This is a genomic window from Pseudarthrobacter sp. TE9888, assembly GCF_056279345.1.
On record NZ_JBWBRD010000002.1, the window covers coordinates 2,368,599 to 2,383,095 of the forward strand.

The following is a 14,497-nucleotide window of genomic DNA, read 5'->3' on the forward strand; positions in this document are numbered from 1 at the left end:
CGCAGGGCCATGACGGCTGACTGCAAACGAAAGCGACGCACCCAATGGGCAACGACACAGACACAACCCAACTGTTGGAACCCGCGGCACCTGCCGGTTCCGCCGTCGTCGGACGCTCTCCGGCGACCCCCACGGCAGGCAACACTGCCGCCCTCAACGCCACCAAGGAAAGCCTGGAGGACTACACGCTGCGGTTCGCGCCGCGGTCCTACCGAAAGTGGAGCGCGGGAGTGGTGGCAACCAGCGCGCTGGGCGGCATCGCCTACCTGGCGGACTTCTCGATCGGGGCGAACATCGGCATCTCCTACGGGACGGTCAACGCGATCCTGGGAATCCTGGTGGCGGCCGTGGTCATCTTCGCCACGGGCTTCCCCCTGGCCTACTACGCGGCCCGCTACAACATCGACCTGGACCTGATCACCCGTGGCTCGGGCTTCGGCTACTACGGTTCAGTGGTCACCAACGTCATCTTTGCCACCTTTACCTTCATCTTCTTCGCGCTGGAGGGCTCCATCATGGCGCAGGGGCTGGAGCTGGGGCTCGGCATCCCGCAGTGGCTGGGATATGCCGCGTCCACTGTGCTCATCATTCCGCTGGTCATCTACGGCATGAACACGCTGGCCAAGCTCCAGGTGTGGACCACTCCGCTGTGGCTGCTCCTGATGGTCGTTCCTGTGGGTTACCTTCTGGTCTCGCACCCGGAGAGCATCGACAGCTTCTTCGCCTACACCGGTGCAACGGGCGACGGCGGGCCGAACCTTGCATCCGTGATGCTCGCCGCCGGCGTATGCCTGTCCCTGATGGCGCAGATTGCCGAGCAGATCGACTACCTCCGGTTCATGCCGCCGCGCACCGACGCCAACCGGGCCGCCTGGTGGCGGGCAGTGATCCTGGCCGGGCCGGGCTGGGTGATTTTCGGGGCGATCAAGCAGATCGTGGGCCTGTTCATCGCCATCTACCTGATTGCCACGCTGGATCCCGCCGCCTCCGCCACCGCGAATGAGCCCGTGCACCAGTTCCTTGGGGTGTACCAGGAGATGATGCCGGCATGGCTGGCCATGACGCTGGCCGTCGTGCTGGTGGTCATTTCGCAGATCAAGATCAACGTCACCAACGCGTACTCCGGTTCGCTGGCGTGGACCAATTCCTTTACGCGCATCACCAAGACCTACCCCGGCCGCATGGTGTTCGTGGTGGTCAACCTGCTGATTGCGCTGGTCCTGATGGAAGCGAACATGTTCGATTTCCTCAACACCATCCTCGGGTTCTACGCGAACTGCGCCATGGCCTGGGTTGTCACGGTGGCGTCCGATATTGCGATCAACAAGTACCTGCTCAAGATTTCCCCCAAGGTGCCTGAGTTCCGCCGCGGTATGCTGTACGCCGTGAACCCTGTTGGCTTCGTGTCCATGCTGGTGTCCGCCGGGGTTTCGATTGCCGTGTTCTTCGGGGCTTTTGGTGCGGCGATCCAGCCGTACTCACCTATTTTCGCTGTCGGCCTGGCGCTGGTCCTGCCGCCGGTACTGGCCGTTCTGACCCGTGGCAAGTTCTACCTGCGCCGGTTTGACGACGGGATCGAACTGCCCATGTTCGACGCCGACGGGAACCCCAGCGACGCCAAGCTCCTGTGCCACGTGACGGGGTTGGAGTTCGAACGGCCCGACATGGTGCGGTCCGCGCAGGATGCGTCCGACGGCGGCCCGCAGTACGTTTCATCGCTCGCCTTGTCCACGGACAAAACAGGGGAGTTGGTGCTGCCCGCGCAAAAGTAGGGTTGTTGATGAGGAAGTCGGTGCACATCGGTGCGCCGGCTTTCTTTGTGACTTCGTTTGTCGGATTCCGGGTGGTCGACAATGCAGGGGCTTCAGGCCTGTGGATAACTATGCCTTTGAATTGTGACGTGGGCTACCCTTAAGGCACTGTCCGGAGCAAGCCGTCTTGAAACTACTGGGGGATTAGCGGCCCATGACATCACAGAACTTCTTTGCGTCCCGCGCATTTGTTTCGTCACGTTCTGCACAATCCGGCGTGGCAGCACTTTTTGTCGGTTTGGCGCTGGTTTTGTCCGGCTGTAACTCCGGAGGTTCTCCTGGGCCGGGAGGTACCTCGTCCCAGATGGCTGACGAGACTCCAACAGCCAGCGCCACGGCCACCCCCACCCCAACGCCGACTGCTGTCTACAAACCGGCCGACGCTTCCGGCCCAGCCCAGAACGTTCCCGTGCCTGTGCTGCCCGAGGTAGCTAAGACAGAGACGAAGGAAGGTGCAGAAGCGTTCACTAAGCATTGGTTTTCGGTTCTGAGCTACGCCTACGAGACTGGTGACACGGCCCTATTCGAGAGTATTGCTCCTAACCCCTGCGAAGCGTGCCAGAAGGTTAGCAAGGTGACCAAGGATTGGCATTCAGAGGGGCGCTGGTTGGTGGGAGGAAAGTTATCAACGCCAGTCGCAAATACGACGTTCGCGAAAGGCCCGGACGGCACATACCAAGTTGCAGCCCAGGTTCACCAGGACCCTTTGTCGTATATGAGGGCCGACGGAAGCGTTGCTCGGACAGACCCTCAGGCGCCTGACCAGGGAAATCTACTCGTCCTTTCCTTCAGCGAAGGTAAGTGGACAGTGGTTGAGCTCGGAAACATCGTTGGCTAGACGTGTCTTCTCTGAGACTGCTCTCACTCCTCCTCGTTGCGGCAATGAGTACTTTGGTTACTGCCTTCCCAGCGCAGGCGGAGGGTGCTGACGACCCAGAATTTGGTGGTGCTTGGAATCCGGGCCTGACGATGGGCGGCCATATCTGGGATTCGGAACTGAAAGAATTCGTCCCGGCAAACCCCAACGCCCCAAGCACCGACCCGAACGAGTACAAATACGAACTGCAATGCCACCTCGGGGGAGGCGACTTTGACACTCCCTGCCTTGCCCGCCAACTCGATTGCAAGGACCGGGAGGACGGCGCCAAGGGCATTCCGGTCATGTGGCTGTCGCGGCCGCGGGGTGTGCCGGGAGCCGTGTGGGCGCACCACTCCGGCCCCACCTGCCTCTACGATCCGAAGCCCGAAGACCTTCTGCCCCGGATCGCTGCCGACATCCAGCGGCAGTTCCAGAACCTGCCGGTCAGCGCGGGCGCGGTCGTGGCCCAGCCAAGCCCCAACACGCTGCGCGGCGCCGAGACGAACTTCTACGCGGAATCCACCGAACAGCAGTTCGACATCACCATGTTCGGACAGAAGGTTCACGTGATCGCCACACCGGTCCAGTACACGTGGAACTACGGGGACGGCACAGTCTTCGGTCCGCAACCGTCCATGGGCGGCCCGTTGCCGCAGGACCGGTGGGGCGAGAAGACCCGGACCAGCCACGCATACGCGTCGACAGGTGATTTCCAGGTTGTCCTGACCACCTCGTTCCAGGGCACCTACTCGGTGAACTCTGGCCCGCCGCTGCCGATCCCCGGCCAGGGCCAGTTCAACGCGCCGCCGCAAACGATCAGCGTGTGGCGGTCCCTCACCCGCAACTATGCCGATGACTGCAACGCCAATCCGCACGGCCAAGGCTGCCCAGGCGTGGCGGGATAGCGCGGACACCGAGGTGAACCTGTGATCCCTGTCCCACCCACCAACGGCACGGAATAGTTGCATGCGCCCCACAGTTGGCAAGGACAGTACGTCTTCAGCCTTCGAAAGGAACTGCGCATGCTGTTTTCCCCGCTCACCCTCGGCGAACTGGAACTTCCCAACCGCTTGGTGATGGCGCCCCTGACCCGCCTTCGTGCGGGTGAGAAAGGCATACCCGGCCCGCTCCTCGCCGAGCACTACCGCCAGCGGGCCTCCCTGGGCCTGATCGTCAGCGAGGGCACGTACCCCGCGCCCGTCGGCCAGGCTTACCCGGGCCAGCCCGGCATCGTTACCGAGGAGCAGGTTGCCGGGTGGAAGAAGGTTACCGACGCCGTCCACGCCGAAGGCGGCCGGATGTTCGCCCAGATCATGCACGGCGGACGGGTCTCCCACTCAGATATCACCGGCGGACTCCCCATCGTCGCCCCCAGCGCAGTAGCCATTGACGGCGTGGTCCGGACACCGGCCGGCAAGCAGCCATATCCCGTGCCGCACGCCCTCACCACGGACGAACTCCCCATGGTCATCCAGGAATTCGTGAACGCATCGCTGAACGCGATCGAGGCAGGATTCGACGGCGTGGAACTGCACGCGGCCAACGGTTACCTCCTGCACGAGTTCCTCGCTCCGAACTCGAACGTCCGGACGGACAGCTACGGCGGATCACCCGAAAACAGGGCCCGCTTCGTCATCGAGACCATCAACGCCGTCGTGGCAGCCCTCGGCGCGAACCGGGTGGGCCTGCGGATTTCCCCGGAACACAACGTGCAGGGCATCGCCGAAACCGACGCAGCGGACGTGCGCGCCACCTACGAGGTCCTCGTGGACAGCATTGCACCGCTCAACCTGGCATACCTGAGCATCCTGCACCACGAACCCACCGGCGAACTGGTCCAGGACCTTCGTGCACGCTTCGGCGGCACGTTCCTGGTCAACACCGGTTTCGGTGTCATCACCACCCGGGAAGAAGCCGTAAACCTGGTGGCCGAAGGACACGCCGACGCAGTGGTGGTGGGACGCCCGGCAATCGCCAACCCGGACTTGGCCCGGCGCTGGAAGGAAAGCCTCCCGCTCAACGAACCTGACGCCTCCACTTTCTACGCAGACGGCGCCACCGGATACACCGACTACCCGATGTACCAGGGGTAAGCGGCTCACCGGCCCATCCGAATAAGACGACGACGGCGGCACCCAACGTGGGTGCCGCCGTCGTTGGCTGTCAGGGGTGCTGGTCCCGGGCAGCGGTGCCGGAGGCCATCCGACGACCTCCGGCAGAAGACTTGTGTGGCCCGCCGGACTCCAGCGGAAGCCGGCGGTGATCAGATGCTACTCCAACGAATGGACTCTTACCAGAGCCAGTTTCGCCGCCCCGCAAAGTGGCTACAGAACAGCCTCCCGGCCCGTGCCCTCCTTCATCCTGAGGCGCCCGTCCTCGATGGAGACCAGCACGCTTTTTGGTTTCCCGCTGACCTTGGTGATGGCCTTCAGCCCCCGATTAGTGACTTCGACTCCCACCTGCGCACCCTTCGCCGGCAGTTCCACAGAAACCTCTGACGCGATGCCCAGCAAAGGATTGGTGGAGACCCCAACGTCCCGGCGCACCTCCTTGCCGTTGACGGTCACGGTGATGTTGGCCTCGTCGAACCCGTCCTGAAACACCACAAGCAGTTCCCGCATGATGGCCTCTTCCTCGAGCATCGGTGCCAGTAACGGCATGTCCACTACAGCACTTTGCCGGGCCCAGCGGAATACCCTCACGTTCCCTACTGCATCCCCCTGACCGCAACGAACGGTGGAGCCGGGCAGGCCGGTAAGGCAAGATGTTGGGGTGACTCAACTGCCTGCACCCACCACCACGTCCGCCCCTTCCCGCGTTTCGGAGGACGACGCGATCTTCGCCCAGATCGCCGCCGAACTGGGGGTAAAGGACTGGCAGGTCAAGGCCGCTGTTGGACTGCTCGACGGCGGTGCGACGGTTCCGTTCGTCGCCCGGTACCGCAAGGAAGCCACCGGCACGCTGGACGATACCCAGCTCCGCGACCTCGACGAACGGCTCCGCTACCTCCGCGAGCTCGCGGACCGCCGTCGTGCAGTCCTCGAAGCGATAGAGGCGCAGGGCCAGCTGACACCGGAGTTGCGCAAAGCGGTCCTGGCAGCGGACACCAAGTCGCGGCTCGAAGACATCTACCTGCCGTTCAAGTCCAAGCGCCGGACCAAGGCCCAGATTGCCCGGGAGGCTGGCCTGGAGCCCCTCGCGGACACGCTGTTGAAGAGGCCGGACCTGGACCCGGAGCGTGAGGCCGCTAAGTACCTCAACGGCGACCACGCCATCGGTGAACCTGCCGCCGCGCTCGCAGGTGCACGGGCCATCCTGGTGGAGCGGGTGGCCCAGGATCCTGACCTCGCCGCCACCCTGCGGGACAGGATGTGGACCCAGGGCCGGATGGTTTCCCGCGTGAAGAAAGGCAAGGAAGCCGAAGGCCAGAAGTTCGCCGATTACTTCGAGTTCGCGCAGGCACCGGACCGGATGCCGTCCCACCGGGTGCTCGCACTGTTCCGCGGCGAGAAGGACGGCATCCTTGAGCTGGACCTCGCCGAAGCAGACCCGAACGACGACGCCGCCTTCACCGCCGCACGCGCCCGCTACGAGTCTGCGGTGGCCAGGTTCCTCGGGGTGGCCGACCGTGGCCGTCCCGCCGACGCATGGCTGATGCAGACTGCCCAGGTGGCCTGGCGTTCACGTGTGCTGGCCCGCCTCACCTCCGACCTCCGCGCCAGGTTGTTCGCCGCAGCTGAGGATGAGGCGGTCCGGGTCTTCGCCGCCAACCTCAGGGACGTCCTGCTGGCCGCCCCGGCCGGCAACCGTGCCACGCTGGGCCTCGACCCGGGGCTTCGGACCGGGGTGAAGGTCGCCGTGGTGGACGGCACCGGAAAAGTGGTTGCCACTGACACGGTCTACCCGCACGCCCCGGCGCGGAAATGGGACGAATCGTTGGCCACTTTGGTGCGTTTGGCGCGGCAGCACGCCGTCGAACTCGTGGCCATCGGCAACGGGACCGCGTCGCGGGAGACGGACAAACTGGCTGCTGAACTGATCAAGCTGCTTCCGGAGGTGGACCGGAAACCCCAGAAAATTGTGGTGTCCGAGGCAGGCGCATCGGTCTACTCCGCCTCGGCGCTCGCCGCCGCTGAGCTCCCCGGGATGGATGTATCGCTGCGCGGCGCAGTTTCCATCGCCCGCCGGCTGCAGGATCCGCTCGCTGAACTCGTCAAGATCGATCCCAAGTCCATCGGTGTTGGCCAGTATCAGCATGATGTGACGGCTTCGAAGCTCGACCGGAGCCTGGATGCCGTGGTGGAGGACTGCGTGAATGCCGTAGGTGTCGACGTCAACACTGCTTCCCCGGCGCTGCTGAGCCGGGTTGCCGGCGTCGGTCCCCTGCTGAGCGAGAACATCGTGGCCTACCGGAACGAACACGGCCCCTTCAGCAAGCGGACCGACCTCAAGAAAGTGCCGCGGTTGGGCGCCAAGGCGTTCGAACAGTGCGCAGGCTTCCTGAGGATCACCGGGGGAGCGGAGCCGCTGGACGCATCCAGTGTGCACCCCGAATCGTATGCGGTGGCGAGGAAGATCCTCGTGGCCGCCGGTTCCGCCCCAGCCTCCTCCCTCGACCCGCAGAAGTTCGTCGACGGTACGTTCGGCCTGCCCACCGTCAAGGACATCCTCGCGGAACTGGACAAACCCGGGCGCGACCCCCGGCCCGCCTTTGCCGCCGCCACGTTCTCGGAAGGCATCGAGAAGATCTCGGATCTGGTGCCGGGCATGATCCTCGAAGGAACAGTGACCAACGTTGCGGCATTTGGGGCGTTCGTGGACATTGGAGTCCACCAGGACGGCCTTGTCCATGTATCCGCCCTGTCCAACCGCTTTGTGTCCGATCCGCGCGAGGTGGTGAAGTCCGGCCAGGTGGTCCGGGTGAAGGTACTGGAGGCTGACCCGGAGCGGAAGCGGATTTCGCTGACGTTGAGGCTCGACGACGAACCCGCCGGCGGCGGCGCAGGTTCCGGCCGGCGCGATTCTGGGAACCGAAAGACTGAGCGGCCCGGACGTCCGGACCGCCAGCAGCAGGGGAAGCAGGGATCAGGCACGTCCGGTGGGAGCGTCCGGTCCAGCCCCAAGCCACAGCCTGCCAACACGGCCATGGCCGAGGCACTTCGGCAGGCCGGCCTGGGTAAGTAGTCCGCGGGGGCTTTGGCGGTACCGAGGTCTCTAGCCGGTAGTTTCCAGCACGCGTGGCCGGCCGAACCTTGTCCGGACGCCGGGGGAGTAAAGCGCGGACTCTGGCGGGCCACTGACGCTGATGCCGGCAGCTCCCACCAGCCCGTCACTGAGCCGATGGACCGTGGCGCTGAAGAGCGGCCATTCGTGATGGGTGTTCGGGACGTAGATGCTCCTGCCGTGGAAGCGCCCGTGCATGCCGTACCTGGCCGTCAGGAAGATGGATAAGGGGTCGGTGGCCGCGGTGTGCAGGTTAGGGATGACCCCGAAGTGGCTGCGTGCGCCGGTGGCGCCGAGCCGGCGCACCGAGTAGCCGACCGTGGATTGATTCGCACCCCCAGGCGTACCGGCCGCCCTGATGGCGTGCTGCCGTGCGTCGCCGCCGGGAAAGGGCGGCCATTGCCGGATCCGCGACCACACATAGGGGATTCCGGCAGCCCGCGTGGCCATAACCACCGGCAGCCTGTTGGCGTCCAGGCTCAGGAACACCACTCCGCAGGTGCCGTCCGGCTCGCGGGAGTAAAGCCGGACGTTCACCTCGTTGAAGCTCCCCAGATACGGGATGCCGGGGCCTCGCCCAAGCGCTGCCTGCTCCATGCGGAAGCCGATCAGGCCCACCCAGGAACTGCCATCGAACACATCCGGCTCAACGCCTTCGGGCATGAAAGGGGCCGCTGTTGCCGCCGGAATGCGCCAGTGCAGGAAGACGGCATCAAGCCACCGCTGGTCAAAAAACACGGGTCCGGGAAGCTCCGGTGGCAGCGGCCACAAAGCTGGGGCACTGGGGTTTCCGGTCAAAGTCTTCCAATCCTTCGTTTGGTTCACGTGGCGGGGCTTCCGGTTACCAGCGCGCCGGAAACTAGTTCAGCGGGCGTGTGTCTTCGGGAAGCTGGCCACCGGCAAGAAGTTTGGCCGCTGTGTCAGCCAGGGCAGTCAACGCCACCCTCTGGGTCCAGGGACCGTAAGAGATGCGGGCCACGCCCAGCTCCTGCAGTCTCGCCGGCGCCAGGGACCCGGGAACGTTGATGACCGAGACTTTGTTCCAGCCGATGCCTTCCACCAGGGCAGTAACCGTGGGCTCGTCCAAAAGGCCGGGGACGAAGACCGTGGTGGCACCGACGTCCAGGAAGGCCTTGCCGCGGGCGATGGCATCCGCAAGAACGTCTTCGGGGTCCCGGTCCTTGCCCTTGAGGAAGGCGTCGGTCCGCGCGTTCAGGACGAAGTCGATTCCCTCTGCAGCGCCGGCATGCACAACGGCTGCCATCTGGTCCACCGCGTCCTCGAGCGGCCGCATCTGGTCCTCGATATTGGCGCCAACGATGCCGACTCCGATGGCCTTGCGGGTTGTCTCCCCGGGGTTCCCGTAGCCGGACTCAAGGTCAGCGCTGACCGGCAGGTGGGTGGCAGCCGCGATGCGGCCCACAAAGCTGACCACCTCGTCGACGGGAATGTTCTCTCCGTCCTCGTAGCCAAGCGTCGCGGCGATCGAGTGGCTTGCCGTCGCCAAGGCTGTGGTTCCAGGAATGTCCGTGATGACTTTGGCCGTGATGGCATCCCAAACGTTGACCACCTGCAGGATCTCAGGGGCCTGGTGGAGGCGGAGAAGTTCGGATGCTTTTGCGCTGCTGTTTTCGGTCATGGGTGAAGCCTAACGGACTGTCTTTGGACACACTTCGCGTGGTGGGTGGGGTGGCGGGGGTGGTTTGAAGTAGTGGTTTTGTTGGGGTGTTTGGGTGGGGTCGATGTGGGGTGGGGGATGAAGGCTGGTGTGCCGGGGGTGGTGGTGATGGTCCATTGTTCTTTGTGGACGAGGTGGTGGTGGTGGCTGCAAAGCAGGACTCCATTGTCGGTGGTGGTGGGCCCGCCGCGTGACCAGTAGGTGATGTGGTGGGCTTCGCACCAGGGTGCGGGGATGGTGCAGTTGGGGAAGGCGCAGCCTTGGTCGCGGGTGGTCAGGGCGGTGCGTTGGGCGGGGGTGAAGAGACGGGTTTTGCGGCCGAGGTCGAGGATTTCGCCGGTGGTGCCCAGGAGGGCGGGGATGATGTCGGCGTCGCAGGCGATTTTGCGGAGCGTGGCCGCGGGAACGGGTCCGGTGAAGGCGAAGGTCCCGGTCCCTGTTTCCGCGCTGTGGCCTTTTACTGTGGGTGTGGCGGGGCCGGTGGGGAAGAGGTCTTGGTAGTTGATGGTGGCGACGATTTGGGGTCGGTTGCCGCCGGTTATGGGCAGGGTGTTGGTGGCGAGGGCCGTTTTGGCGGCGGTGATGAGTCCGTCGAGTTTTTTTTGGGCGCGGGTGCGCCGGTCCAGGTCAATACCGCCGGGTTGGCATCCTGCTGCCTTGTCCCCGGTGGTGCGGGGGTTGGTGGCGGTGTTCATGACAGTGAGGAGGTGTTCGTATTGGTCGGTGGTGGCAAAAATCTCGAGGTGGTGGAGGCCGTGGCGGGGCTTGCGGATGAAGGCGCCCTGGGTTTGGCGGAGGGCTTCTTCGGTGGGTTCGCTCCCGTCGGCGTCGATGGTGTCGGTCCAGCGTTGGGCGGCGCGGGTCAGGAAGTCAGGGTCGGTGGCGGTGGCGGTTGTGGTGAGGTGATGTTCGATCGTTTCCAGGGTCTCGGCGGTGGTGTGGTGTTGGAGCCGGTCGAGAGTTGCCGTGATGATGGTCGCAGCATGCGAGGACACGGCAGGTCCGTACCCGGCCGGGGACGTGATCCCGGCGTCGGAGTCGGTGGTGGGGGTGAGTGCGGCGGCGAGGTGGGGCCGGGCTGGTGGGAGTGGTTCGCCGGTGAGGCTGGTGGCCGGGATGACTTGGTGGGCGAGGGTGAGGCGGCGGCGGGCTTCGCGGATGGGGATGTGCAGGCGCAGGCGGAGGAACTCTGCAGTGTTCCGGCACCCGTCATCGGCCGGTGACAGCACAGGGCGGCCGGGACCGGCGGGCAGGCCGGGCCATTTCGCGTCGGTCTCAACCACGGCGGCGGACCGGTCCGTAGCATTCGTGCGGGAGGTGTTCAGGGCTTCGACACCCTTGGCGTCCCACCGGTTGGTCCAATCTCCGGACCGGGCGGCACGGGTCATGGCTGCGGCGTCGGTGATGGCTTGGGTGCGGGTCCGGTCCAGCGCCCCGGCTCCCAGGAGCTGCAGGTACTCCACGCTCCGGGCGAGCTCCTCGGTGCGGGCGGCGAACTCGGTGGCTTCGCGATGGGAGGCAGACGCCAGCACGTCCGGGGCGGCCACGGCAACGGCCGCGATCCGGGCCGCCAGGCCAGCCATGGGGTCCTGGTGGGCAGGAACTGTGGCACGCTGCTGCGAAGTCTCCCCGGGGACCGCATGAAGGTGGGCCGGGCGCGGCAGAAAGCTGCCGGCGTCGTATGCCTTCCCGCCGTACGCCGCACCTAGATGCTCCCCAATAGCCTCCATAACCACACTCTGCCAGCCACCACTGACAATGAAGAGACCCAAAGACCCCTATGTGGAAAACGTGGGCAGCGGCCCTCAGCCCGCCGCGGCGGTTGACCCGGCACGGGCAGCCGAGGGTTCCTTCTGCCACGGCCAGCGCCCGGTGATTTCCAGCTCCAGGGAAAAGCTAAGGAACGTCCTGATCAGCACGATGATGGCCAGCACCCCGACGCTGGCGAACGTGGGCGTGACGGCCACAGTACGGATGATGTCGGCAGCTACGAGCAGTTCCAGCCCCAGCAGAATGGATCTGCCCAGCAGTTGCCGGTAGGAGCGGTAGAAACTCAGCTTTTCAGCACCTGGCGGAAGCCGCCGGGGCTGATGACCGCGGATCGCCAGCGGGAGGGAGGCCACCGCGCCAATCACCATCACAGCAACTCCGGCGAAGTCGACCAGCTGCCCAACCGTCTCAATGATCTGCCGAAATTCCATGCCCTGCCTCAACTCAGGCCAAGGCCCGCTCAGCGAGCCGTGGCAGTGGTTAGGGGACGGCGGACGCACTCACGGATGGCGGGCGCCGTTCCCGGCTATAACGTCCTTGTACCCTTCCCGGAATGTCGGAAACGTGAAGGTGAATCCGGTGCCGCGGAGCAGCTCGTTCCGGCACCGTTTGTTGCCCCCACGGGCTGGCCCGGCATCGCCAACGCGGGGTGAAGGAAGGCCCAGTTCAGCTGACAGGAAATGCAGCACGCTTCCCAGGTCGGCCGGCTCGTTGTCAACGCCGACGTATGCCGGCGCGGGCGCGGCATCCATTGTGGCGAGGTGCACGATAGCGGCTGCGGCGTCGTCGCGGTGGATCCGGTTGGTGTAGCGCACGTCCTCAGGGACCACGGCAGAGCCCGTCTTCACCTGGTCGATCAGGCGTGTCCGGCCCGGCCCGTATATGCCTCCCAGCCTGAGCGAAATGCCGGCCGTGCGGGTCCCCGACAACCTGGCGCGCAGGAGCGCCTCGGCTTCCAACAAGACCCTCCCGGAAAACCCACCGGGCTCCGGTGCGGTGTTTTCGTCCACCCAGCCGCCACCCGCATCCCCGTAGACGGCAGTGGAGGAGACAAAGATGATCCGCTCCGGCGTCACCTTGTCCCGGTCCAGCGCATCGAGGACGTTTGCCACCCCGCGTACATACGCAGACCGGTATGCCTCCTCCGTCGGGGCGTCTGCAGCAACAGCGATGACGACGGCGGTGGTGCCTGCGGGGACGGGCGGCAGGTCCGTCGATCCCAGGTCGGCCGCGGCGCCTTCAATGGCTGCCGGCAGTTTCGCGGGGGAGCGGCGCCAGCCCACCACCCGGTGGCCCAGGGCAGCAAACCGCAGCCCTGCCTCGGTGCCCAGGTCCCCGCACCCAGCCAAAAGAACCGTCATCGCCTAGGGTGCCTCCACCGGGAAGAACACGCGGGGATCCTGCAGCAGCGCAGGATAGGCGAATGCCGAGCGGTCGATGATTTCGGTGACTTCGAAGTTCCTGCCAAAACGGCCGTCGCCCAGGGTAATGGGACGCCCCACTACCTGTCCCACGGCGAACCTGGCCCCGTTCTCGAAGGGAACAGCAACAGGAGTCTTGCCCGGAAGGGTGCGGAACGCCTCCTCCTGCGCCTGGCGCTTGCGGGTGGGCTTCTTCACCTGGGGCTTCGGCGGCGCTTTCCTGGGCGCGCGCGACGGCCGCCGGGAGCCGTCCTCGACGTAGACGGGCGTGTAGCCGTCGTCCCCGGCGGACATCGCCGCGGCGGCAGCAGCGCTCCGGTTCACGGGCGGGAGCGCCACCGTGGAAAGGGACTGGGGGTCGACGTCGTCATGCGGTTCGCGAAGGATCCACAACAGGTCCCCTTCCGGCTCCTGCGGCAGGAATTCGTGCCGGGGTTCGGGCCAAAGGTAGTCCATTTCGGGAATCGCATCCGGGAAGATGGGGGCATAGAACTTGGGTTCCTTGTGCACCAGCTTCGAGCGGTGGCTCAGGTGGAAGTCCGGGTCCCCGAGCCAGGGCGGCATCACGATTTTGGCGGCGTAGTCGGGGTGCCCCGCCTGCGGCGCGAATTCTGCAATGTTTGCTCGCGTGTTGTCCGGGTGGCCGCGTTCGAGCCATTCGTCCACCATGGCCAGTCCGTACATGGTGAGCGCGGGAACGTGGCCCATCCACATCCGGATGGCGGGGTGGGTCTGCCAGCCGTACTCAGGAATCACCAGGGCGCGGAGGGTTTGCAGGGCTTCGACCCGCTGCTTGCCCAGCCGTGCGGTGTCCAGGGCTTTGGCGCTTTCGCGGAAGTCAGGGTACGGGAGGAAGGTTTGCATCTATTCAGTCTGACGGCATGCGGCGGATGTTCCAATTACAGTGCGCAGGACCACTTGGGGCATGGCGGCATGTCCAAATAATGGACACCTGCATACGGCTTCCAGTTTGACCCACTAAGATCACCGCAACCACCCCCGCGTTTTGGAAGCTCTCTCATGACATCTACACCTGACAAAGCCGTCGACCACGCCCGCGCCGCACTGCCCCGCTACGGGCAGATGCTGGGCCCGGAAGCCCAGGGAATCCTGGTTCTCGACGAGTTCATTATCGATCCCGCCACGGCGCGCAAGGATCAGCACCGGTTCCGCGACGGCATGGCCGCCGTTGCCAGGACGGTCCGCCGCATTGCTGCCCTCCGGGTGGTCATCGCCCTCGTGGCCATCGGGAACCTGCCCCTCTTCCTGCTCTCCAGTGGCTGGTGGATCTATGGCGTCTCGCTGACCCTTGTGGTTGCCGTGCACGCCGCGGTGACGCTGCTCAACCGGCACGAGCCGCGGCTCAAGCAGCGGTCCGCCCTGGAACTGCATATGCACCGCGAACGCAGCGCCAACTACCGCCAGCTGCGCGACGCCGTGAAGTACATGATCGACACCCCCAGCCGCATGAACGAGCACCTTTACCTGGAGCTGCTGGCGGTGAAGCGGGTGGCACTGAACCTTGCGCATGGCACCGTCGCCTTGCTGGACACCAGCGACGAATCCGCCTGGAAGGTTCGGATCGTCCGCGAGCTCCCCGCCAGCTGACCATCCTGCCCCTGCCGCCCGCGGCGGCAGGGGCTGACCCGTTAAAGTACGACGCCGGCACATCCCTCGTGGGGGTGTGCCGGCGTCGTTCTTTGGTCAACGGAATTTGTCTATCGCCGACCTGCCT

13 protein-coding genes are annotated in these 14,497 nt (G+C 65.2%); 6 read left to right on the top strand and 7 right to left on the bottom strand.

What is annotated here, in order from left to right; translation table 11 throughout:
• The first annotated feature begins 44 nt into the window (after positions 1 to 44).
• The 4 genes from ACZ9J7_RS11655 (at position 45) to ACZ9J7_RS11670 (ending at position 4,763) form a co-directional block, all read left to right on the top strand.
• Positions 45 to 1,772 carry a purine-cytosine permease family protein gene (locus ACZ9J7_RS11655; protein WP_476209533.1) on the top strand — a complete coding sequence of 576 codons (1,728 nt, stop codon included), beginning with the start codon at positions 45 to 47 and terminating at the stop codon, positions 1,770 to 1,772.
• A 343-nt stretch (positions 1,773 to 2,115) separates the two neighbouring features.
• Positions 2,116 to 2,649, top strand: a complete 534-nt coding sequence (locus tag ACZ9J7_RS11660) for a DUF6318 family protein (RefSeq protein WP_476209535.1) — start codon at positions 2,116 to 2,118, stop codon at positions 2,647 to 2,649.
• A gap of 131 nt (positions 2,650 to 2,780) precedes the next feature.
• The gene (locus ACZ9J7_RS11665; RefSeq protein WP_476209536.1) at positions 2,781 to 3,575 is read left to right on the top strand and encodes a PKD domain-containing protein; all 795 of its coding nucleotides are present in this window, start codon (positions 2,781 to 2,783) and stop codon (positions 3,573 to 3,575) included.
• 117 nt (positions 3,576 to 3,692) lie between these two features.
• Positions 3,693 to 4,763 carry an alkene reductase gene (locus tag ACZ9J7_RS11670; protein ID WP_476209538.1) on the top strand — a complete coding sequence of 357 codons (1,071 nt, stop codon included), beginning with the start codon at positions 3,693 to 3,695 and terminating at the stop codon, positions 4,761 to 4,763.
• A gap of 231 nt (positions 4,764 to 4,994) precedes the next feature.
• Here the strand turns inward: ACZ9J7_RS11670 and ACZ9J7_RS11675 are convergent, their stop codons facing one another.
• Positions 4,995 to 5,312, bottom strand: coding sequence for a hypothetical protein (locus ACZ9J7_RS11675; protein WP_476211844.1), 318 nt, complete (start codon positions 5,310 to 5,312; stop codon positions 4,995 to 4,997).
• 139 nt (positions 5,313 to 5,451) lie between these two features.
• Here ACZ9J7_RS11675 and ACZ9J7_RS11680 point away from each other — a divergent pair, with 139 nt between their 5' ends.
• Positions 5,452 to 7,854, top strand: coding sequence for a Tex family protein (locus ACZ9J7_RS11680; protein ID WP_476211845.1), 2,403 nt, complete (start codon positions 5,452 to 5,454; stop codon positions 7,852 to 7,854).
• A gap of 30 nt (positions 7,855 to 7,884) precedes the next feature.
• On the opposite strand, the gene ACZ9J7_RS11685 is transcribed toward ACZ9J7_RS11680, so the two are convergent.
• The 6 genes from ACZ9J7_RS11685 to ACZ9J7_RS11710 all read right to left on the bottom strand — a co-directional run bounded on the left by ACZ9J7_RS11685 (position 7,885) and on the right by ACZ9J7_RS11710 (position 13,626).
• Entirely contained in the window at positions 7,885 to 8,691 is an 807-nt protein-coding gene (locus ACZ9J7_RS11685) for a YqjF family protein (protein ID WP_476209540.1), read from the bottom strand.
• Positions 8,692 to 8,752: 61 nt separating this feature from the next.
• Positions 8,753 to 9,532 carry an isocitrate lyase/PEP mutase family protein gene (locus ACZ9J7_RS11690; protein WP_476209542.1) on the bottom strand — a complete coding sequence of 260 codons (780 nt, stop codon included), beginning with the start codon at positions 9,530 to 9,532 and terminating at the stop codon, positions 8,753 to 8,755.
• A complete protein-coding gene (locus ACZ9J7_RS11695) occupies positions 9,529 to 11,301 on the bottom strand; it encodes an HNH endonuclease signature motif containing protein (protein ID WP_476209544.1) in 1,773 nt (590 codons plus the stop codon). Before ACZ9J7_RS11695 ends, ACZ9J7_RS11690 begins: the two co-directional genes overlap by 4 nt.
• A gap of 75 nt (positions 11,302 to 11,376) precedes the next feature.
• Positions 11,377 to 11,772 carry a DUF1622 domain-containing protein gene (locus ACZ9J7_RS11700; protein ID WP_476209546.1) on the bottom strand — a complete coding sequence of 132 codons (396 nt, stop codon included), beginning with the start codon at positions 11,770 to 11,772 and terminating at the stop codon, positions 11,377 to 11,379.
• Between the two features lie 69 nt (positions 11,773 to 11,841).
• Entirely contained in the window at positions 11,842 to 12,702 is an 861-nt protein-coding gene (locus tag ACZ9J7_RS11705; RefSeq protein ID WP_476209547.1) for an NAD-dependent epimerase/dehydratase family protein, read from the bottom strand.
• A gap of 3 nt (positions 12,703 to 12,705) precedes the next feature.
• Positions 12,706 to 13,626 (bottom strand): MSMEG_6728 family protein, encoded by a 921-nt coding sequence (locus ACZ9J7_RS11710; RefSeq protein ID WP_476209548.1) that lies wholly within the window; start codon positions 13,624 to 13,626, stop codon positions 12,706 to 12,708.
• 156 nt (positions 13,627 to 13,782) lie between these two features.
• On the opposite strand from ACZ9J7_RS11710, the gene ACZ9J7_RS11715 reads away from it, so the two are divergent.
• The gene (locus tag ACZ9J7_RS11715) at positions 13,783 to 14,370 is read left to right on the top strand and encodes a hypothetical protein (RefSeq protein WP_476209550.1); all 588 of its coding nucleotides are present in this window, start codon (positions 13,783 to 13,785) and stop codon (positions 14,368 to 14,370) included.
• Positions 14,371 to 14,497: the final 127 nt, after the last annotated feature.

Bases quoted from the DNA above. Each gene is read 5' to 3' on its own strand.
- ACZ9J7_RS11655 (WP_476209533.1), top strand. From the start codon at position 45: ATGGGCAACGACACAGACACAACCCAACTGTTGGAACCCGCGGCACCT.
- ACZ9J7_RS11660 (WP_476209535.1), top strand. From the start codon at position 2,116: ATGGCTGACGAGACTCCAACAGCCAGCGCCACGGCCACCCCCACCCCA.
- ACZ9J7_RS11665 (WP_476209536.1), top strand. From the start codon at position 2,781: ATGGGCGGCCATATCTGGGATTCGGAACTGAAAGAATTCGTCCCGGCA.
- ACZ9J7_RS11670 (WP_476209538.1), top strand. From the start codon at position 3,693: ATGCTGTTTTCCCCGCTCACCCTCGGCGAACTGGAACTTCCCAACCGC.
- ACZ9J7_RS11675 (WP_476211844.1), bottom strand. From the start codon at position 5,312: ATGCTCGAGGAAGAGGCCATCATGCGGGAACTGCTTGTGGTGTTTCAG.
- ACZ9J7_RS11690 (WP_476209542.1), bottom strand. From the start codon at position 9,532: ATGACCGAAAACAGCAGCGCAAAAGCATCCGAACTTCTCCGCCTCCAC.
- ACZ9J7_RS11695 (WP_476209544.1), bottom strand. From the start codon at position 11,301: ATGGAGGCTATTGGGGAGCATCTAGGTGCGGCGTACGGCGGGAAGGCA.
- ACZ9J7_RS11700 (WP_476209546.1), bottom strand. From the start codon at position 11,772: ATGGAATTTCGGCAGATCATTGAGACGGTTGGGCAGCTGGTCGACTTC.
- ACZ9J7_RS11705 (WP_476209547.1), bottom strand. From the start codon at position 12,702: ATGACGGTTCTTTTGGCTGGGTGCGGGGACCTGGGCACCGAGGCAGGG.
- ACZ9J7_RS11710 (WP_476209548.1), bottom strand. From the start codon at position 13,626: ATGCAAACCTTCCTCCCGTACCCTGACTTCCGCGAAAGCGCCAAAGCC.
- ACZ9J7_RS11715 (WP_476209550.1), top strand. From the start codon at position 13,783: ATGACATCTACACCTGACAAAGCCGTCGACCACGCCCGCGCCGCACTG.